Source organism: Vibrio nigripulchritudo, assembly GCF_027924785.1.
In the GTDB taxonomy this organism is placed as follows: domain Bacteria; phylum Pseudomonadota; class Gammaproteobacteria; order Enterobacterales; family Vibrionaceae; genus Vibrio; species Vibrio nigripulchritudo.
Genome location: NZ_AP027049.1, coordinates 2,008,435 through 2,026,438, shown reverse-complemented (window position 1 = coordinate 2,026,438; position 18,004 = coordinate 2,008,435). Strand labels below are relative to the sequence as shown.

19 protein-coding genes are annotated in these 18,004 nt (G+C 46.5%); 14 read left to right on the top strand and 5 right to left on the bottom strand.

Translation table 11 applies throughout. The features are described from left to right. Window positions 1–30: 30 nt before the first annotated feature. Both QMG91_RS09320 and QMG91_RS09315 read left to right on the top strand, forming a co-directional pair. Window positions 31–486, top strand: coding sequence for a GNAT family N-acetyltransferase (locus QMG91_RS09320; RefSeq protein WP_281825989.1), 456 nt, complete (start codon window positions 31–33; stop codon window positions 484–486). A gap of 233 nt (window positions 487–719) precedes the next feature. Next, on the top strand, window positions 720–1,487 hold the full coding sequence (locus QMG91_RS09315; RefSeq protein WP_281825987.1) for an L-threonylcarbamoyladenylate synthase: 768 nt from the start codon (window positions 720–722) through the stop codon (window positions 1,485–1,487). A 42-nt stretch (window positions 1,488–1,529) separates the two neighbouring features. Here QMG91_RS09315 and QMG91_RS09310 read toward each other — a convergent pair whose 3' ends face one another. After that, a complete protein-coding gene (locus QMG91_RS09310; protein WP_281825985.1) occupies window positions 1,530–1,835 on the bottom strand; it encodes a hypothetical protein in 306 nt (101 codons plus the stop codon). 220 nt (window positions 1,836–2,055) lie between these two features. On the opposite strand from QMG91_RS09310, the gene QMG91_RS09305 reads away from it, so the two are divergent. From QMG91_RS09305 to QMG91_RS09255, 11 genes are all read left to right on the top strand, one after another. Next, a complete protein-coding gene (locus tag QMG91_RS09305; RefSeq protein WP_281825983.1) occupies window positions 2,056–3,228 on the top strand; it encodes a sugar ABC transporter substrate-binding protein in 1,173 nt (390 codons plus the stop codon). A 20-nt stretch (window positions 3,229–3,248) separates the two neighbouring features. After that, window positions 3,249–4,763, top strand: coding sequence for a sugar ABC transporter ATP-binding protein (locus QMG91_RS09300; RefSeq protein WP_281825982.1), 1,515 nt, complete (start codon window positions 3,249–3,251; stop codon window positions 4,761–4,763). A 12-nt stretch (window positions 4,764–4,775) separates the two neighbouring features. Then, on the top strand, window positions 4,776–5,777 hold the full coding sequence (locus tag QMG91_RS09295) for an ABC transporter permease (protein ID WP_004401449.1): 1,002 nt from the start codon (window positions 4,776–4,778) through the stop codon (window positions 5,775–5,777). A gap of 17 nt (window positions 5,778–5,794) precedes the next feature. Continuing rightward, window positions 5,795–6,505: a FadR/GntR family transcriptional regulator gene (locus QMG91_RS09290; RefSeq protein ID WP_038123755.1), complete on the top strand. Its 711-nt coding sequence runs from the start codon at window positions 5,795–5,797 to the stop codon at window positions 6,503–6,505. A 19-nt stretch (window positions 6,506–6,524) separates the two neighbouring features. After that, window positions 6,525–7,589 carry a Gfo/Idh/MocA family protein gene (locus QMG91_RS09285; protein ID WP_281825978.1) on the top strand — a complete coding sequence of 355 codons (1,065 nt, stop codon included), beginning with the start codon at window positions 6,525–6,527 and terminating at the stop codon, window positions 7,587–7,589. A 1-nt stretch (window position 7,590) separates the two neighbouring features. Then, on the top strand, window positions 7,591–8,415 hold the full coding sequence (locus QMG91_RS09280) for a sugar phosphate isomerase/epimerase family protein (RefSeq protein ID WP_281825977.1): 825 nt from the start codon (window positions 7,591–7,593) through the stop codon (window positions 8,413–8,415). Continuing rightward, entirely contained in the window at window positions 8,408–9,184 is a 777-nt protein-coding gene (locus tag QMG91_RS09275) for an acetoacetate decarboxylase family protein (RefSeq protein ID WP_281825975.1), read from the top strand. Before QMG91_RS09280 ends, QMG91_RS09275 begins: the two co-directional genes overlap by 8 nt. Before the next feature lie 288 nt (window positions 9,185–9,472). Then, window positions 9,473–9,790, top strand: a complete 318-nt coding sequence (locus QMG91_RS09270) for an L-rhamnose mutarotase (protein ID WP_281825973.1) — start codon at window positions 9,473–9,475, stop codon at window positions 9,788–9,790. Between the two features lie 11 nt (window positions 9,791–9,801). After that, window positions 9,802–10,578, top strand: coding sequence for an SDR family oxidoreductase (locus QMG91_RS09265; protein ID WP_281825972.1), 777 nt, complete (start codon window positions 9,802–9,804; stop codon window positions 10,576–10,578). Next, on the top strand, window positions 10,575–11,543 hold the full coding sequence (locus QMG91_RS09260; RefSeq protein ID WP_281869971.1) for a C-terminal binding protein: 969 nt from the start codon (window positions 10,575–10,577) through the stop codon (window positions 11,541–11,543). Before QMG91_RS09265 ends, QMG91_RS09260 begins: the two co-directional genes overlap by 4 nt. A gap of 39 nt (window positions 11,544–11,582) precedes the next feature. Beyond that, complete coding sequence (locus tag QMG91_RS09255) at window positions 11,583–12,728, top strand: mandelate racemase/muconate lactonizing enzyme family protein (protein ID WP_281825968.1); 1,146 nt, start codon at window positions 11,583–11,585, stop codon at window positions 12,726–12,728. A gap of 98 nt (window positions 12,729–12,826) precedes the next feature. Here QMG91_RS09255 and QMG91_RS09250 read toward each other — a convergent pair whose 3' ends face one another. After that, on the bottom strand, window positions 12,827–13,402 hold the full coding sequence (locus QMG91_RS09250) for a nucleoside triphosphate pyrophosphohydrolase family protein (RefSeq protein ID WP_281825966.1): 576 nt from the start codon (window positions 13,400–13,402) through the stop codon (window positions 12,827–12,829). A gap of 174 nt (window positions 13,403–13,576) precedes the next feature. On the opposite strand from QMG91_RS09250, the gene QMG91_RS09245 reads away from it, so the two are divergent. Further along, on the top strand, window positions 13,577–14,647 hold the full coding sequence (locus QMG91_RS09245; protein ID WP_281825964.1) for a sensor domain-containing diguanylate cyclase: 1,071 nt from the start codon (window positions 13,577–13,579) through the stop codon (window positions 14,645–14,647). A 23-nt stretch (window positions 14,648–14,670) separates the two neighbouring features. Here the strand turns inward: QMG91_RS09245 and dbpA are convergent, their stop codons facing one another. The 3 genes from dbpA to QMG91_RS09230 form a co-directional block, all read right to left on the bottom strand. Then, window positions 14,671–16,059, bottom strand: coding sequence for an ATP-dependent RNA helicase DbpA (dbpA, locus tag QMG91_RS09240; protein ID WP_281869968.1), 1,389 nt, complete (start codon window positions 16,057–16,059; stop codon window positions 14,671–14,673). Window positions 16,060–16,107: 48 nt separating this feature from the next. Continuing rightward, window positions 16,108–16,665 (bottom strand): DUF1415 domain-containing protein, encoded by a 558-nt coding sequence (locus tag QMG91_RS09235; RefSeq protein ID WP_281825962.1) that lies wholly within the window; start codon window positions 16,663–16,665, stop codon window positions 16,108–16,110. Between the two features lie 74 nt (window positions 16,666–16,739). Further along, complete coding sequence (locus tag QMG91_RS09230) at window positions 16,740–17,957, bottom strand: MFS transporter (protein ID WP_281825960.1); 1,218 nt, start codon at window positions 17,955–17,957, stop codon at window positions 16,740–16,742. Window positions 17,958–18,004 lie beyond the last annotated feature (47 nt).

Here is an 18,004-nt window from a genome sequence, read left to right as displayed (position 1 = left end):
GTTACTGGCTAGAAGTAAAAGGTACTGTCTATGGAATTAAAATATCGTTCAGCTAAATCTGAAGACTTGGAAAGCCTTGTCGCTTTACTTTCAAATGATCCGCTTGGTAGTCAGAGAGAAGACACTTCTATTCCGCTAAATAGCGCATATCTTGAAGCGTTCGAAGCAATTATGCGAGATCCAAACAACGAATTGTTGGTTGTTGAATTTGAACATGCTCTAGTTGGAATGCTTCAAGTTACATTCATTTCTTATCTTACACATATAGGTAGCTGGCGATGCCTTATTGAAGGTGTGAGGATCCATAGCGACTATCGGGGGCAAGGGCTAGGTGAACAAATGTTTGCGCATGCTATCGAACTGGCAAAGAGCAAAGGTTGTACGATCGTTCAACTAACAAGTGACAAGCAGCGTCCTGATGCAATCAGGTTTTATGAGAAGCTCGGATTCAAAGCAACGCATGAAGGGTTCAAGCTCGCGCTGTAGGCTGCCCGTTAACAAGGTGATTAAGGTTTACTCCAATACAACGGCAATTCACATTTGATCGGTAAGTTCGCATAACAAACGCCAACCCATAAAAGGTTGGCGTTTTCTATTCTGTTGAACATAAATAAAACAAGTGTTGATTTCATCAATGCATTCCATTAAGTTTTTTTTCTATTCATGATAATGATAATCATTATCATTTAATTTTATATGGATATTCTTTTGGTGAAAGTATGACAGAACGAGTGAAGTGGGATGGAAGCCTGGTTGAAAGCGCAGCCAAGTCTTTAGAAGAAGGCAAGATGATCGTAAGCCCGACTAAAGTAGGTTACATCATTATGGCGGCAAATGAAGAAGGGCTTAAGCGTAAATTCGATGCTAAGCAACGCAAGCTTAACAAACCCGCGGTCGTGCTTTGCGGTTCAATGGAGCAACTGAAAGAACTGGCGGAGCTCAACAATGAGGTTGAGGCTTTCTATCAGTTACATTGGGATCAAGATGTATTGATGGGTTGTATTGTTCCATGGAAAAAAGAAGCGCTTGAAAAACTGGATCCAGAAGTAAGAAAGCTGGTTACAGACCACCGCAATACCAGCTGTTTTGTGGTTAAATTTGGTACTCCATCAGAACAGATTGTCGCGCACAACTGGGACAAAGGGATTCTTACTTTCGCCAGCTCAGCTAACCCTTCAGGTAAAGGTAACAGAGGACAGGTTGAGTACATAGGCGATCGTATTGAAGCTGCTGCAGATCTGATTATTGAAGCCAACGACTACGTCGCATCAATTCAGCCAGATAAGACTGTAGAAACTCGATACGAACAAGGTGTCATGGTTGCTATGGTCGACAGCGACGGCATTCTAATCCCAGAGCAGGGAAGTGAAAGATCGATCTCTCCAGCGCCAATTCTGATACGTAAAGGTCTGGATATTGAACAGATCCTGATCAACCTGTCAGACAGTTTCCAGTCATGGGACTACCGCCATGGTGAGTATTACTAATTAAGCAAATAGCCGGAACACTTTATCGGGAATTTGTTCCGGCTATTCCAATTCTTCCAGCCAGCGAACGCGCACTGCATCTTTGTCGATCATGGTAAATACCTTAGGTCTTACTTCGCTGATCCACCACTCGTTGTAAGTTGCTTCATTTGCCTTGATTTTGTGTTCCTCAGAGTCATATTGGCGAGCCCAAACAAACCAAACGTCTTTACTCTCGTCCTCATAAATACTCTGGAACAAAATCTTCATTCCGCATTTTATCTGGTGAGGTAGCACAACCTCGTCCATGAATTTCAGCCAGTTTTCTTTCTCACCTTCGAAAAGCTTGTATTCGCGTAACTCGATCATAAATCCTCTTTTGGTAAGGCAACATTTACAATTCATTATCATTTAAAATGGCCTCTCAATCAATTTCAAAAGTGAGAAAACCGTTAACATGTTGATAAGTAGTTGATTGTAATTACTTGGTGATAAATATGTTAATTTAGTGTTGCGAACTGAATGTTTTTTGTTTAGCGTAATTGGTAAGGCAAGTTTGTTTACTAAAACAACACCAAGGACGAAAACCATGAAAGGGATATTGAGTTTTGCGCCTAGCTTTGTGTTTGGCGTCGCGCTGTCGCTAACCAGTGTTAATGTCAGCGCATCTACGGATTTTTTGAAAGGGCAACTGCTCAGTGACAGCGAGTACGCGGATCTGGTCGCGCTGGCAAAAGAAAAGAATCCACCAAAGAATGGCAAACAATATGTGTTTGGCTTTGCCAATCTTCAAAGAAACATTGCCTTTGGCGTAAAGGTTGAACAAGGGATTGAGAAGAACGCCAATAAAGCGGGAGTTGCGCTGGTAATTGCAGACAATCGCCTCGATGGTCCAACCGCACTTAAAAACGCACAGTCGTTTGCACGCCGAAACGTGGATTACGCTATCGAGTTTCAAACAGACATCAACTTTGGTCCCGCGGTAATGAAGCCTTTTAACCAAAAGAGTATTGGTGTTACTGCCATCGATATTCCGATGAAGGGCGCAACGTTCTTCGGAGCAAACAACCCCAAGTCCGGATTTATGGGCGGCACTTTCTTAGCGCAGGCGGCTTTAGCTGAATGGGGCGAAGACAAGGTGAATAAAGGGTATCTGGTTGTTGGCGGTTTAGCACAATCCGGTGCCGTTGTGGGCATGAGAACAGGCGGTCAGATAGCAGGTTTTCAAGCCAAACTTCCCAGCTTCAATGAAGATAACATCATCATTATCGATACCAAAAACACCCTTCAGGAATCGTTCAATCAAATGAAAAACGTTCTGGGGCGAATTCCAAAAGACGCAGTGGTAATGGGAATTGCAATTAACGACCAATCCGCATTAGGTATGTTGCGTGCTGTTCAGCAAGCGCAAAGGGAAGATCAAAGCTTATTTGTAGGTATGGGGGCAGATGAACTTGAACCATTAGTGAGTGAAGATCGTTTTGTTGCCTCTGTCGGTTACTTTCCAGAACGCTACGGAAACTATCTGGTTCCTATCGCACTGATGTCGTTGGCTGGTTTAGACATTCCCGATTCTGTATTGGTGAATCACGTCATGGTGACCAAAAACAATATCTGTGAGTTCTACTACGAACACAAATGCCGCGACGGCAAAGGCATGCAGTTAGAACTGGATACCGCGAAGCTTTCAGCTCATCTGGATTCTCTGCGCAGCGATCCAAATCTGAAGGGCTTTGAAAGTCTGGTTCCGGCTCAGCCTTAAGCGCAATCGAGGTTTGTTTAATGAAAGACGTTGTCTTCAATCTAAAAAACATAAACAAAGCCTTCAACGGAGTTCGCGTTCTTAGCGATGTGAACTTTGACCTCAAGCGGGGAGAAATTGTCTCCCTGCTTGGAGCCAACGGGGCAGGAAAATCGACTTTAATGAAGATTCTGACCGGCGTGTACACCAAAGACTCTGGTGATATTGAAGTCGAAGGGCAGTCGATTTCATTTGTGACGCCGCAAGACGCCATTGCAAAGGGCATTAAGCTGCTGCCACAGGAGATTTCTGTCATGTCTGATATGACAGTCGCAGAGAACATTTGCTTGGGCGACTTGCCCGAGAAGTCAGGGTTTATCAAAACCCTGGATTACGACGCTATGAACGGAAAAACGTTGAGATTACTCAAGCAACTCGGGGTTTCAAACATTAAGCCGGATAGCTTGGTGTCTGTGCTCACTACTCAGCAAAAACGCATTGTGGAACTGGCGCGTGCGCTGGATGGCGAGGCAAAAGTGATCGTACTGGATGAACCAACAGCATCACTCAACCGAAACGAATCTCAAGCCCTGTTTGAATCGATTCGCGAACTGAGCAACAGAGGAGTAAGCATTGTGTTTATTTCTCACTATCTTGATGAAGTGTTTGAGATTTCTGATCGCATTGCCGTGTTGCGTGACGGGCAGATGATCGGCAGTTATGCCAAAGAAGAAACCAGCGTGGATGAAGTACTTAATGCCATGCTGGGAACCACAACCGGACCGCTTTTCCCTGATTCCGACGACACAAAAGGAGAGCCCATTTTCTCACTTTCTAATATGCAGGTTCCAGAGCACATCAACAAGCTTACATTTCAACTGCGAGAAGGCGAGATTGTCGGTCTGTTCGGGTTGATCGGATCAGGGTTGGAATATTTTGGTCAGGCAATTTTCGACAGCAAAGTACTGGGCGGAACGATGGATCTTAAGGTCAGAGGAAAAAGAATTCATACCCAAGATCCGCAAACCGCGATTCGAGCGGGAATTGGTTTGGTGTCGGCAGAGCGAAAACGCGATGGCATTATCCCAGATATGTCAGTTTCGCGAAACATGACGTTAGCTCACATCCATCAATTTACTCAGAACACATCCATTGTAGACCGAGAAAAAGAGAAAACATTGGTCACGCGCTGGATTGATAATTTAGGAATAAAGCTGGCTGATCTAGAACAGGAAATTCGTTTTCTTTCAGGAGGAAACCAGCAGAAGGTGTGTCTTGCGCGCTGGCTGGTTTCTGGCATTAAGGTGCTGATCTTGGAAGAACCCACCCGAGGCGTCGATATTGGCGCTAAGAAAGATATTTACCGATGCCTGCGCGATCTTGCAGAAGAAGGTGTTGCCATCGTTGTGACTTCTACCGATGCCGAAGAAATCGCCGGCATTGCGGACAGAAAAATGGTGCTTGCACACGGAGATGTGGTGTTGGACACGAATAACGATATTACGGTGCATGAATTGATGCACGCTGCTGCCACGCACCACAAAGCGTTGCATTAATTGGAGTAGGACATGGAATTAATGAAAAAAAGTCAGCCCAATTCAATTAAACCAGAAGGGGATTCCTGGCTTCGCTCGCTGTTGGTCGGACAGTGGGCCAGCTTGATCGTACTGGCATTCTTTTATGCGTGCATTTTGGTGACGTTTTCCACGTTGTCTCCTTGGTTTCTGAGCTATGACAACTTAATGAGTATTGGCACCAACATGGCAGTAGTCGGGTTAATGGCGGCTGCGGGGACGCCTTTAATGATCGCGGGCGGGTTGGATCTTTCTGTGGCTGCAGTTGCAGGGCTCTCTGGTGTAACCGTGTCAATGGTTTATGAGAGCTATGGAAACATCTGGCTTGGCTGTGGCGTCGGTTTAGTGCTTGGTGCGGTTTGCGGCTATATCAACGGTTACTTCGCAACACGGCTTCAGCTCAACCCACTGATCGTCACGCTTGGCACCATGAGTATTTTTACGGGTACTGCATTGGTGATGACAGGCGGGCTTTCTAAACCTTTACTCGACGATGCATTTCAGTTTATTGGAAACGGTCAGATTGCCAGTGTGCCAGTACCCTTCATCCTGCTGGTTTTAATTGTTGCTGTAATCTGGTTTGTGCTGGCTAAAACTCGATACGGCAGATACGTCTACGCCTGCGGTGGCAACCAGGAAGCCAGTTATCTTGCCGGGGTACCTGTGGTGGGTACGCAGATGCTCTGGTACATCATGTCGGGGTTGGCCGGAGCCTTAGCCGGCATCGTGCTTGCTTCAATGCTGGGGGCAAGCGCCCCTGATGCCGCTGGGCAGAGCCTTCTTACTGTTGTTGCCGCCATTATCTTAGGCGGGACCAGTCTCAAAGGTGGTGTTGGCAGCGTGTGGGGAACGCTGATCGCTGTGTTACTGTTAGGCACATTAAATAATGGCTTAACGCTAATGAATGTTTCGAGTTTCTGGCAAGACATCACTCGCGGGGCAGTATTGCTTCTGGCGGTAGGTGTAGACGCCATTCGAAGAAAAGCGTTGGCGTAATGAGAACGGAAAACGGAATGCACATTGACTCTTACAAATCCATAGAAGCGTCTTCAGTTTCAGAAGCAGTAGCAAAATACATTCTGGAGCAGATCCAGACAGGGAACTTTGCGGCGGGAGAGCGTTTACCCACCGAAAGAGAAATTTCCAACGCTTTGGAAGTGTCTCGCCCGAGCGTAAGGGAAGCGTTGAGAGGGTTAGCGATTTTAGGGGTAGTACAAAGCAAACAGGGAGGCGGCGCTTACGTGTCTTCGTTGGATGCGTTTGAACTGCTCAGCCCGCTCCAGTTTTACATGACGTTAGAGAAGCTGAGTGTAGACCAGCTCTATGACGCACGGGTGGTGATTGAGTGCGGAATTGTTGAATCGGCGAGTGTGTTGATTCAGGAACCAGATTTAAATCGCCTGAACGATTTGATTCAGCAGCAATGCGAAGCGACGGACGACCCATCGCTATTTCGCAAACTGGATACCGAATTTCACCGAGTGATTGCCAATGCGTCCGGTAACCCATTTATGCAGCGCATGTCTGAGAGTTTGAATGTGCTTGGCATGGGGTATCGAAAAATGGCGAGCGAGACTCCGAATCTTATCCAGCGCAGTATCGAAGATCACAAGTTGATCGTCGAAGCACTCACGCTGCGAAATGCCGAAATGGCAAAGTCTGCGATGAGGCTGCATATGGAACATGTTCGCATCTCGACCCGAGAGTCTGTTGCAAACGAGTAGAATTAAACAGGAGAAAAAGATGTCCAAGGAAGGATCAACGAATGCAGGAGCAACCATTGCAGTCATTGGAACAGGGTGGTGGGCAACCTTTAACCACATCCCTGCTCTAGAGCAAAACCCATCGGTTAAACGAATTATTGCGGTAGATAAAGACAAAGAGCGTCTAAAGATTGTGGCGGACAAGTTTCAAATCGATGCTACTTACACCGATGTCGAAGCCATGCTGGAGCAGGAACGCGTCGATGGTGTCGTAGTCAGTTCTCCTCATACGGCGCACTTTGCCTGTGCCAAACCGTGCTTACAAAAGGGCATTCCCTGTATTATCGAAAAGCCCCTGACAGCAGACATCAAACAGGCGAGGGAACTGGTTTCCTTTGCAGAATCAAACAACACATTCATCACCATGCCTCATGGCTGGAACTTTGCTGAGTTTACTCATTCAGCAAAAGCGCTGGTTTCTCAGGGCAAGATTGGTCAGGTCTCTCACGTTGTCTGTCAGATGGCATCACCTCTCGCGGACCTGTTCAACGGCGAAGAAATGGTCGACACAGAGTCACACCTTTTCAGACCGCCTACCTCTACTTGGTCTGATCCCAATAACGCAGGGGGATACGGCTGGGGGCAGCTTACTCATGCGCTTGGTCTGCTATTTGAAATCGCGGATCTCACACCAGCCGATGTAATAGCCAAACAAACACAGTCTAAAGCGGGCGTCGACTATTACGATGCCGCAATTGTTTCGACAAAAGAAGGGGCGCTCGTCAGTTTATCCGGAGCCTCGACCATGCCAAAACACAAAGGCTTTATGCTGGATATTCGAATCTTTGGCACCGAAGGCGTGCTCACGGTTGATATCGAGCGACCACGTGTGTCTGTTTTCCGCCATGACGACCAGGATCAAGAAATCGAACTAGGGTCTGGCGCGACAGATTACGATGGCATGCTGCCAATACATCACTTTGTGGATTTATGTTCGGGCAAGAATGGCGAGATATACGCGTCAGGCACAGTAGGCATGAAGTCGGTTGCGGTGCTGGATGCCATGTATCGTTCGTTTTCTAGCGGAAAAACGGAAGGAGTCTGATATGCGTTTGTCACTTACCTCATGGTCGATGCCGCAATGCAGTCTGGATGAAGCGTGTGTAATCAGTAACGCGCTGGGTATTGGCAGTCTGGATATCGGTTACTTTTATCGTTCAGCTATAGATAAATCCGCAGTGCTTTCTACACCAGACACTTACGCCAAAACCATTAAAGAACTTCCACTTGATGTTCCTTGTCTTTATCACCTGTTTGGCGAATCTCTGGAAGACAGGAATCTAGCGCTGGCGTCTTCGCTCGACAAGAATAAACAGGATTTCAGCAAGGTACTGGAATTCTGCCAGCAGGCAGGTATTAAAACAGCGTTTATCCTCCAAGGGGTGGTTAACCCCGGACAAACGCGAGGTGATGCAATAAAACAGAGCGCAGAAAACCTCAATGTGCTGGTTGAGATGTCTAAAGGGACGGGTGTTCAGGTCGCCATTGAGCCTCATGTTCATTCGTGCATTGAATCGCCAACCCAAACCGAAGCCTTATTGGATGAAGTAGAAGGACTAAAGCTGGTTTTGGATCATGCTCATTACGTCTGTTTGGGCTATCGTCAGGAAGAAATCGATCCATTGCTCGCGCACGCGGCGCATATCCATCTTCGTCAGGCAAAAATGGGTTATCTGCAAACCCGTTTAGAACAGGGCACAATCAACTATCTCGATGTATTTGCGCAGTTAGCCGCGTTGAATTACCAAGGCTATTTGGCGCTGGAATACGTACATCAAGACTACATGGGAACACTTCATGAAGATGTGCTTTCAGAAACTATCAAGCTGAGAGATGTATTTTCCAACTGGAAAGAGGCGGCTCATGGTTAAGCGCAAAACATTTTCCGAAACGCTGACCGAGGCGGATATCCTCGCCGACCAGTTTTCGACGCCTTGGGATGCGCCAACCATTCCACCTTTTCCGTTTTCGTTTCGTAATGTAGAAGTGCTGACGTTTACCTACCGAACCACGCAACAGGCGATCGCAGGCTTGCTGCCCCCTCCGCTTGAGGTGACAGGCGATGTGGTGATGGTACACATCTATCGAATGAACGACACCGACTACATCGGGGACTATCGTGAGTCCAATGTCATGGTCGGTGCCAGTTTGCCAAATAAAGAACATAGCGGCGCGTATTCGCCTTACCTTTTTCTAAATTCAGAAGTGGGCGTCTGCCATGGTCGGGAAGTGCATGGTCAACCTAAAAAACTCGGATCTCCGGATATTCAGTTTCGGGGTGATCTGATGGTCGGGACGATCTCCCGAAACGGCATCGACATTTTCACTGGAACACTTGCATACAAGCAGCAAAAAGACGAAATCGAATCGTTAAGCGAATACATGGATTTTGCCACCAACATTAATTTAAAAGCGGTAAATCATATCGACGGCAAGCCTGCAATTCGACAGCTTGCTTCTCGCAAACTGGCAAACGTAAGAGTGACGGAGTGTTGGTCGGGTCCCTGTACTGTCGAGCTGAGACCCAATGCGCAGGCACCTCTGTTTCGTCTGCCGGTGGTCGAAATGCTGCAGGGATTTTACTGGAAGGGTGATTTTGACCTGGTGGAGGGTGAAATCATCTACGACTATATAACCTAAACTCGGGATAACAACTTGCTTTCTAATGGCTCTTTTTCCTTAATACAGCGTTGAACCCTCTCCCAATAACTCGTTATTGGTTCGCGGATTCGCCTTGTCTTAAGTAAAAATTTCTCATTAGAACGCTTCAACAGTTCGTTTGTCTGAATTTTGAAGGTATTAGCTAACCTCTTATCCCGAGTTTAGGTTATTTAGAAAACGAAAAGTAAAGATATAACGAAATCAGGGGCTTCACTGCTATCGCTTAGTGGAGGTGGGTTTTTGCACCCTAAATTTAAGGAATGAACCATGAAAAGCTACGCATGGGTTTTGGAAGTCAGACCCGGATACGAGGAAGAATACAAAAAGCGCCATGATGAGATTTGGCCAGAAATGAATGAAGAACTTACAAAGTCGGGCATCACTAATTATCAGATTTTTCGTCACGGTTTGACGTTGTTCGGCTATTTCGAAACTGAGGATCTGCAAAAAACCATCAACTATCTCAGTAACAGTGAGGTGAACGCCAGATGGGGCGCTTATATGACGCCAATCATGAAGATAGAAGTGGATACGCAAACTGGCTTCCCGTTTTTACTTCCCAATCAGTTTTCATTTAAGGCATAAGGAGAGGTGCAATGGATTTTTCAAACAGAGTCGTACTGGTCACAGGGGCAAGCCGTGGTCTTGGAGAAGCAACGGCAAAGTTGCTGGCAAAGAAAGGGGCTGCCGTCACTATCATTTCGAATGAACCATCAAAGCTCGGAAAAGTGGAGAGCGCTATTATTAAAAGCGGAGGACGTTGCCTTGCGTTAACCTGTGATGTGAAAGATGGAGAAGCCGTCCAAAGCGTGGTCGATCAAACCGTCGAAAAATTTGGCAAAATCACCGATCTGGTCAATAACGCTGGGCTCATTCAGCCATTAGCTTTGATCGAAGATACCGATTCAGAAGCTTGGAAGCAGTGCGTTTCCACCCACATTTTCGGCAGTTTTCATTGTGTAAAAGCTGTTATACCTCATTTCAAACAGCAAGCCGACTCAAGCATCATCAACATCAGCTCGGGGGCTTCCGAAGTGCCGCTAGACGGTTGGAGCGGTTACAACTGTGGTAAAGCGGCACTCAAAATATTCTCTTCTGTCTTGCATCAGGAAGTCAACGAATACGGCATTCGTGTCTACAGCTTAAGACCGGGTGGTGTGAACTCCCGAATGCAGGATGAAATTCGTGCCGCCAAGATCAACGACATTCCGCACGCGAACATTCCGAAAGAAAACCTTATGCCTCCGATTCATGCCGCCAAAGGCATCACAAGGCTGATTCGCGATACTGAAAAACAATACAACGGACAGGAGCTTGATGTCAGACATCCCCCTTTAATCGGAGATTTTGAGAACGAGGATGAGGGGTTATGAGTGAAAAGAAACGAGTAGTCTGTACGGACTATACCTTTCCAAATCTGGACATTGAAAAAGCAGTGTTGGAAGAGCAGGGCTACGAGCTTGAAGCGCATCAATGTCGGTCCGAAGAGGAAGTCTGTTCAGTCGTTAAAAATGCAGACGCAGTACTGGTGCAGTTTGCTCCGTTTGGCCCTCAGGCTGTAAACGCAGTTAATCCGGGTACAACTGTGGTTCGATACGGTGTGGGTTACGACAATATCGATGTTTTATCTGGGCACGAGCATGGGTTAAAACTCGCCTACGTTCCTGATTACTGCACCAACGAAGTCGCGGATCATACCGCCAGCTTGCTTCTAATGTGCCTTCGCAAGAATGTTGCTTTCGACCAGTCGATTAGAGACGGATACTGGCGAGCAGTAGAAGTCGGAGGCGACCTGAAACCGTTTGAAGAAACCACTGTCGGCTTTTTCGGTTTCGGTCGCATCGGCAAAGCGGTGTTAGACAGGTTAAAACCTTTTGGTTTTCATTTTCTGGTCTGTGACCCTCTGATGACAGAGCGCGAAGCAGAATCGCTTGGTGTGACGTTATCGAGTTCTGACGAATTCTGGTCATCCGCCGATGCCTATACGCTTCATGCGCCCGCGACGGAAGAGACCATAAAAATCATCAACAAACAGACAATGGCGAAAATGAAATCAGGCGCGCTGGTAGTGAATACCGCGAGAGGCGAATTAGTCGATGAAGCGGCGCTGGCGGAAGCACTTCAAACACGTTCGATTGGTGGTGCTGCGTTGGATGTATTTGGCAAGGAACCCATGAGCTTTGGTTCTCCGCTGCTGAAAGCACCGAATCTTGTGTTGACCCCCCATTCGGCCTGGTATTCCACTCAATCGATGCAGCGGCTACAACGCCTTGCGGCGGAAGAGATTGTTCGGGGTTTAAAAGGGCAAACACTGCGATGCCCAATACGTAAGCACTAAGGTCAACAGACCCTAATGGGAAGATTTAAGGAGAATACTGTGAAAATTGCATCGATTGATACCTATGTGCTGTTCTACCCAGAGCCGAATGACTACTCTTCACAGCGCTGTGCCTTGTTAGTCAAAGTGACCACCAGTGATGGCGTTGAAGGTTGGGGAGAAGGTATTGCTCAGTTTCCGGAGGCAACAAAAGCAGCAGTGCCGATTGTGGAAGGGCTTTTTGAGGTCGTTAAAAACGAAAACCCGTTGGAAATTGAAAAGATCTGGCACAAGATGCGTGATCATACCTGGTGGTATGGTCGAAGCGGAATTGCGAACTTTGCCGTAAGTGCCATAGACATCGCACTATGGGACATCAAAGGCAAGGTACTCGGTGCACCTTTATACGAGCTTCTTGGCGGAAAAGTAACGGAAAAGCTGCCAGCAAACGCATGTATCCACGTCAACCATCCTACGCCAGAAGAGACCGTCGAAGTGCTGGAAGGTTATATACACGATCAGGGATACCAGTCCTGCAAGCTGGGATTTGCCAAGAAAGGACCTTCACCCATTGGTAAAGTCTCACCAGACATCGATGTTAAGTTTGTTGCGGATCTAAGGTCAGCTCTGGGAGACACGCCAGACATCATGGTCGATGCAGGGAATGGCGTGAAATGGGATGTACCTACTGCTGTCAGAACCACACAAAGAATGATGGAATCCAATATTCGTTGGATGGAGGAACCTTTATACCCAACCGACATACTAGGGTACAAAGAACTGAGGTCAAAAGTTGGTGTCTCCATTGCCAGTGGAGAACGCGAATGGAACGTCGAAGGCTATCAAGCCTTGCTAGACACCGATACGGTAGATGTATTTGGCGTCGACCCGGGGCGTGTTGAAGGCATCACTGGATATATGAAAATTCAATACCATATCTCTGCGAAGCGCCGATTTATTAACGCCCACGCCTGGAGTACAGCCATTACGACAGCGGCCAGTTTGCACTGTTCTCATGCCAGCAATAACTCCATCGTATTCGAATTGAAGCCAATTCCGGGTCCTGCCCAATTTGATTTGGTAAGCGAACCTATAGTGCAGAATCAAGGGTGGGTTGCTGCCTCCGATAGACCGGGGTTAGGCATCGACGTTCAGCTCAAAACTGTAGAGAAATACTGCGTACAACACATGACGTTTAAAGGCTAAATGAGGGAATAGTAAAACGGAAATGAATAGAGTGTGTTGGATATAAAAAGCCCGAGTATTGAGACTCGGGCTTGCTATAACTCTGATTGGCTGTTGGCTTAAGCCGTCAGTTTTGCTAGATCGGCAGGACGGTAGTAAACCGACTTAAGTACTTTACCCTGGCGAATCGTTTTGCCTTCAATCGTTACATCTTCTGCACATTTAGCAATGATGTATTCGCCTTTAGTTACCGCTACCAGCTTCACGCCTTGTTTGGCGTAATGCGCTTCTGTTTCGCTGTATTCATTCTCGTTGCGACACACCTTGCTCATGTTACTGGAATGCACTTCGTCCCAACACGGTACAAAATCAATCTCACGGTTAGCGGCAACATGAAGAAGCAGGTCAATCAGGTAGCTGATTGCATTGTTGTCTTCGATTTTGCTGTGCCCAAGGTGTACTAAACGACCCATAAGAACGTATACCGTGTCCACAATGGCATCTGCCTGCTCAGTTTTGCAGTCAGCTTCTGCCAGTTCTGTGAGCTCTTCAATCGCTAGAGAAGAATGAAGCTGGTCGGCTTTTTCATCCAGTGAATCTGGTTGTGCGACGGGTAGGTCAAAAGTAGAGCGGAATTCAGTAATGTCTTGATATAGATGATCGTATAGGTCTTGAGTCAGCTTGGTCAGTTGCATTGTATGCTTCTCGTTTGAATTTTTCCGCATGTTACCAGAAAAATTAATTCTCTTCATTGGCTTTAAAATGTGAGCTTTATAACTAAGATTATTAAAAAGGGTGGGGGACATCACCAAAGCAATAAAAATAAGCACGTGAACTAACGGATAGTCAGAAATACTGGGAATGTCATTATGAGTGAGTCGAGCTCAAGTGAAAAGGTTATACGACGCCTTTATGAAATAACGAATAATTACTCAAACGGATTAGACGCACAGATCCAAGGGCTGCTAAAGCTCGGGTGCGAACGTTTTAAGCTGGATATAGGCATCTTTTCACATATCGAAGGGGAAGATTACACGGTATTACAGGTCCAGCGCCCTGATCATATCGAGCTCAATGCCGGATACTCGTTTCCTCTCCTTAACACTTACTGCCAGATCACCTGCCAATCAGATAAACCTGTCATGATTGATCGTATGAGCAAAAGTGACGAACTGGCTCAGCATCCTGCATACAGAAACTTTGGTTTAGAATCGTACATCGGCGTGCCCATATACATTGAGGGTAACCTCTACGGTACACTTAATTTTTCTAGCCATAAGCCATATAAAAGGCAATTCAACGAGTCGGATGTCGACGCTTTGCAACTGATGGCATCTTGGATTTCTGTAGAACTGAGGAGACATCAACACGAGACGGAGCTAAAGAAACTGAACAGAGAGTTAGAAAAACTGGCTCTGTTCGATCCGCTGACCAAGCTGCCAAACCGCCATTCATTACTGGATGTTGTGCCCAAATCCATTCGCCGTCTGGCTTTTGACAAAACCGAAGGTGCACTGGCTTTGATTGATATCGACCACTTCAAATTGGTAAATGATTCGTTTGGGCATTTGTATGGCGATAAGATTTTAGTGAAAACCGCCGATAGTATCGCGGATGCGATTCGTGAAATCGATTTAATAGCGAGGTTTGGTGGGGAAGAGTTTGTGGTTTGGCTGCCAAGAACCAACAAAAACGACATCATGAAAATTTGCGACAGAATCATGTCGAGCGTGTCGAAAATCAAATCCGGGACATCAACGATCACCGTCTCCATTGGTGTCTGTTTCTTCGAGTTTTCAGATTCTAAAGTTAACGACCCTAAGAGTTTACTTGATGACTTTATCCTGACGGCAGACAATGCTCTGTATGAAGCAAAAGCGAAAGGGCGAAACAGGGTATGTGTTGCCAATCATAGATTCTCACGGCGCCCCAGTGCATGAGGCGCTGCTTAAATCTATCTCTACTAGTTCTTTACGTATCTTACCCGGAACTGCTTGCCTTTTAATTTATCTTTTTCAAGCTTCTTGAAGGCCTTTTTGGCACTTTCAGTATGAACAGCAACGTACGCGCTCATAGGGAATACATTGATTTTTCCTACCTGACTCCCCGGGATGCCGTCGTCGCCAGTTAACGCGCCTAATATGTCACCCGGGCGAACCTTTTGTTTCTTCCCGCCATCAATTTGAAGTGTCACCATCTTTGCGTAATACGCGCGCTGGTTAAGTACGTCCGCACTAGGAAGATCTTTTGTTCGAATATCGAAATCAAAATACTCTTCAATTTGAGCAACTTTGTAGGATTCCTTTTCACTGATAAAGGAATGCGCGCAACCTTTTGCTCCTGCACGACCAGTACGCCCGATTCTGTGAACATGAACTTCCGGATCGCGTGCTAGGTGGAAATTGATTACGGCGTCTAAGTTGTCGACGTCCAACCCACGGGCGGCAACATCCGTTGCAACCAGTATCGATACACTTTTGTTCGCAAATTGCACCAAAGCCTGATCACGCTGTCTTTGTTCCATGTCTCCATGCAGTGCGATAACACTGAAATCGTGGTAACGAAGTTCGTCCGCTACCTCATCTACATCGCGTTTGGTATTGCAGAAAATGACCGTCGACTCAGGTTTATCCTGCATTAGAAGCCTTCTTGTCGCTTCCAGTCTTTCTTCAAAGCCTGCTACGTCATAAAAATGCTGGCGAATGCTCACAGTATCGTGTGTTGATTCCACGGTGATTCGCTGTGGTTTTCGCAAAATACGTTTGGATATCGCTTCAATGGAGTCAGGGAAGGTAGCACTGAACAGCAGAGTTTGTCTGTCTGTAGGGGCTTGTTCGATGATGGCGTCCAACGCATCCTGGAATCCCATGTCTAGCATGCGATCCGCTTCATCCAAAACCAGTGTATTAAGGTGTTCTAAACTGATTCGACCTTTATCTAAGTGATCCAGAATACGACCTGGTGTACCAACCAGAATATGTGCGCCGTGTTCAAGGGAGCCAATCTGAGGTCCCATTGGCATTCCACCACAAAGCGTCAACACCTTAATATTGTGAATTGCTCGCGCTAACTTTCGGATTTCTTTTGCTACTTGGTCGGCAAGCTCACGGGTAGGGCACAAAACCAATGACTGTACGCGAAACTTTTTCACATTCAGGTTCTGCAATAAACCCAAACCAAATGTTGCCGTTTTACCAGAGCCTGTTTTACCCTGCCCAATCACGTCCTGACCTTTTAAAACAAAAGGCAGGCTTTGTGCCTGTATTGGAGTCATTTCCTCATAACCCAGTGAATCAAGGTTGGTCAGAAGTTCAGGTTTTAACCCTAAAGATTTAAATGATGTGTTAGACAAAGTGTTTTCCTAGATTTTGGATTAAGGGTTATTCGCGGGCTGTAGACCCTAGACAAAGAGGTAAGGGAACAGCTTTTTCCGTTCCGCTTCCGAAAGGTTTGAGACTCTTTCTATATTGGTGTCTGGGATTGACTCCGGATCTGGGTAATGTTTCAGAACCTTCTCCATGCTCTCTTCACGGATAAGGTGGAATATCGGATAAGGCGCCCGGTTAGTCAGATTCTCATCGTCTTCTGGATCTGCACCACCAAAGCAGTAGTTTGGATGAAAAGTCGCCACCTGATAGATACCTTCCCAGTCTTGCTGTTTAATCAGAGCCTCAACCCAGTCGATGAAAAAGTTGTAGTCCGTAAAATCAGACAGCATGTCAGGGACAACAACTAAGGTCGTTTCAAGCTTTTCTGGTTCACAGCTGTTTAACTCAACCAGCTCAGTAAGAATATCTTCAAGCAATGCTTCTTCACGAGTGGCATGGCTGATGGCGATCTTAATTTGCTTGTTGCGGTTGGGTTTGGCAGCAAAAGGGCACAGATTGAGACCAATAACGACATCTTCCAGCCATTGAGTGACCTGCTGGTGGATTTGTTGATCTTTTGAATTCGACATTGCTCGGGCTTCTTTAGGCAAATTTTGGCGCAAGCCTACCACATTCAAAACGCCAATCCCAAGTGTACTAACCTTCAACCAACTTTTTTGCTCAAATGCATCATTGAATCTGATTTGAGCCTTTCAAACCCTCTCAACTTGTAACACAGCAAAAACATAGCGATATAGAGACCGCTTCCCCCAAGAATGACGCTTCCCCAACCACCGTGTTGCCAGCAGTAAATCAATAGGAAGCCGCCTAAGCTTCCTCCTATGTAATAGTGAACAAGGTAGAGAGCAGTCGCGGTTGCCTTAGCGTTTTTGGCTCTTTGGCTTACCCATCCGTACGCCAGCGAATGTACGAAGAAAGCGCCAAATCCTACTAGTAATAGTCCTGCAACCAGTGCCGAAATAGAATCGACGTAGGCGAGTAGCATTCCTGAAGCACTGATGACTGTACCCAATACCATGCCTGAAACACTGCTAAAGCGTTTACGCCAGTTGCCACTCAGTCGCGAACTGATGGTGCCCGCCAGATAACAAAGGAAAATCATAGAGACGATCCCGACAGGAAGCTCATAAGGAGGTTCAACTAATCTGAACGCTGCCACACTGTAGAGATTAACGAACAATGCGAAATTAACGCCACCGAGTAACATCGCAAGCAGTAATTCTCGATTTTTAAGGTGTTTTAAAACGCTACGGTTATGGTGGAAAAACAAACCGGGCTGAGGTTTAAAGTGTTTTTGAGGAGGTAACAGCTTTAACACCAAAATGGCTGCCAATAAGCTGAATATCGCCATTCCGATCACCGCGGATTGCCAGTCAAAATACTGAGTGACTAACCCTCCAAATAAACGACCCGCAATCCCGCCAAGAGAATTGGCGCTTACGTAGGTGCCTACTGCCAATGCGAGTGCCTGAGGTGAAAACTCTTCTGCCATGTACCCAACCGCAACCGCTGCATAGCCAGCCAGTGCAAAGCCCATTGCTGCTCGTGAAAGGGTGAGAGTAAGCAAACTTTCAGAAGTTAATAGTGTCAAGCCCACGAACGGAAGCAGAAATAAGCTGATAAGCATCACTTTTCTACGGCCGATCTTTTCAGACAAGACCGCCCAAGGAACCAGGGAAAACGCAAGAGCAAAAGTACCTGCAGCTAAAATCCAGTTAACCTGTGTTGAGGAGACACCGAAATGTTCTGCCATCAGAGGCAGCATAGGCTGAAACAGATAGAGGTTGTTAAATACAATGAATGAGCCAAAAGCTAATGCGAAACTCACAGAACGATAAGAAGGGGAATGGGTATCTATCATGCGGACTTACTCTGAAAAACGTCAAGGAAAGACTAGCAATCTGTACT

Bases quoted from the DNA above. Each gene is read 5' to 3' on its own strand.
- QMG91_RS09320 (WP_281825989.1), top strand. From the start codon at position 31: ATGGAATTAAAATATCGTTCAGCTAAATCTGAAGACTTGGAAAGCCTT.
- QMG91_RS09315 (WP_281825987.1), top strand. From the start codon at position 720: ATGACAGAACGAGTGAAGTGGGATGGAAGCCTGGTTGAAAGCGCAGCC.
- QMG91_RS09310 (WP_281825985.1), bottom strand. From the start codon at position 1,835: ATGATCGAGTTACGCGAATACAAGCTTTTCGAAGGTGAGAAAGAAAAC.
- QMG91_RS09305 (WP_281825983.1), top strand. From the start codon at position 2,056: ATGAAAGGGATATTGAGTTTTGCGCCTAGCTTTGTGTTTGGCGTCGCG.
- QMG91_RS09300 (WP_281825982.1), top strand. From the start codon at position 3,249: ATGAAAGACGTTGTCTTCAATCTAAAAAACATAAACAAAGCCTTCAAC.
- QMG91_RS09295 (WP_004401449.1), top strand. From the start codon at position 4,776: ATGGAATTAATGAAAAAAAGTCAGCCCAATTCAATTAAACCAGAAGGG.
- QMG91_RS09290 (WP_038123755.1), top strand. From the start codon at position 5,795: ATGCACATTGACTCTTACAAATCCATAGAAGCGTCTTCAGTTTCAGAA.
- QMG91_RS09285 (WP_281825978.1), top strand. From the start codon at position 6,525: ATGTCCAAGGAAGGATCAACGAATGCAGGAGCAACCATTGCAGTCATT.
- QMG91_RS09280 (WP_281825977.1), top strand. From the start codon at position 7,591: ATGCGTTTGTCACTTACCTCATGGTCGATGCCGCAATGCAGTCTGGAT.
- QMG91_RS09275 (WP_281825975.1), top strand. From the start codon at position 8,408: ATGGTTAAGCGCAAAACATTTTCCGAAACGCTGACCGAGGCGGATATC.
- QMG91_RS09270 (WP_281825973.1), top strand. From the start codon at position 9,473: ATGAAAAGCTACGCATGGGTTTTGGAAGTCAGACCCGGATACGAGGAA.
- QMG91_RS09265 (WP_281825972.1), top strand. From the start codon at position 9,802: ATGGATTTTTCAAACAGAGTCGTACTGGTCACAGGGGCAAGCCGTGGT.
- QMG91_RS09260 (WP_281869971.1), top strand. From the start codon at position 10,575: ATGAGTGAAAAGAAACGAGTAGTCTGTACGGACTATACCTTTCCAAAT.
- QMG91_RS09250 (WP_281825966.1), bottom strand. From the start codon at position 13,402: ATGCAACTGACCAAGCTGACTCAAGACCTATACGATCATCTATATCAA.
- QMG91_RS09245 (WP_281825964.1), top strand. From the start codon at position 13,577: ATGAGTGAGTCGAGCTCAAGTGAAAAGGTTATACGACGCCTTTATGAA.
- QMG91_RS09235 (WP_281825962.1), bottom strand. From the start codon at position 16,665: ATGTCGAATTCAAAAGATCAACAAATCCACCAGCAGGTCACTCAATGG.
- QMG91_RS09230 (WP_281825960.1), bottom strand. From the start codon at position 17,957: ATGATAGATACCCATTCCCCTTCTTATCGTTCTGTGAGTTTCGCATTA.